1 protein-coding gene is annotated in these 1,139 nt (G+C 40.9%); it reads right to left on the bottom strand.

The genetic code is table 11. The features are described from left to right. Window positions 1–974, bottom strand: a 974-nt coding sequence (locus CL42_RS16160; RefSeq protein ID WP_035270980.1) for a calcium/sodium antiporter, incomplete at its 3' end; no start/stop codon positions are given. Window positions 975–1,139: the final 165 nt, after the last annotated feature.

Below are 1,139 nucleotides of genomic sequence, written 5' to 3'. Positions count from 1 at the left end.
TACAGACTGACCGTCTGAATTAACCAGACAGTATAGCCGACGAAAAATAGTACTAAAGTAGTGCCAGAAGTACGACCGAATACACGCTTGGTTTTAAATGCAAATAGACACATCACAAACAGTAGTAAGGTTAAGAGACTCATCGCTAATATATCACGCGACAGAATAATGCTACTCGGAGTAATAGGCGCAATGAGTGCTGCTATACCTACGACTCCTAAAGTATTAAAAACGTTAGAGCCTATAATATTACCCAAAGCCATATCATGCTCACCTTTACGTGCGGCCGACAAGCTCGCAACTAATTCAGGCAGTGACGTACCGATAGCGACGATAGTGAGACCAATGATAAGCTCACTCAAGCCCCATAAAGTAGCAAGTTCAGTAGCGCCCCAAACGATAGCGCGCGAGCTTAGTATTAATACGAACAAACCAAGAAATAACCTACCTAAACCTTGTGCCATACTGTGTTCAGCCTTTGCAGTTTCTTCTACAGTATCGTCTTCATGTTCGTGGTTGCCTTCACGCATGCTCAAGATGATTTGTATGCCTAAGACAACGACTAGAAGCACTATCAATACTATACCGTCGGTATTACCTAAGACACCATCGCTTAATTGCCAAGCAGCTACTGCCGTCACCAACAGTAGTAAAGGCATATCACGATTGATAATACTTTTTCGGATAATAATTGGACTTATTAATACCGTTGCGCCTAATACTAAGGCGATATTAACAATGTTAGAACCATAAGCATTACCCAATGCCAGCCCAGGGCTACCTTCTAAAGCAGCTAACATGGACACTATCATCTCTGGTGCTGAAGTGCCTACACCTAGAATGATGACACCAATCAAAAAGCTGGGTACATTCAGCTTATTAGCTAAAGCGACGGCACCATCAATAAAAACATCAGCACTCCAAACCAAGATTGCTAGACCTACTACTACTACTGCTAGCATTGCTAACCACATCAGTGCGTTTCCTTATAAAAATTAGAGTAATCGTTAAGAAAAATGGGCATAAAAAATTGAGCAATAGAAGGCTCAGTTTTATAGTAGCATAAGCAACCAGCGCAATTATGAGGAAAGGTATTATTGTTTTTTATACTTTGAAGTCCTTAATGTCTCATTCAGTCT

Origin of the sequence: Acinetobacter sp. Ver3, from assembly GCF_000632455.1 — a bacterium.
Lineage (GTDB): Bacteria > Pseudomonadota > Gammaproteobacteria > Pseudomonadales > Moraxellaceae > Acinetobacter.
Note: the sequence above shows the minus strand (reverse complement) of the source record. Positions and strands in the feature narration are given on the sequence as shown.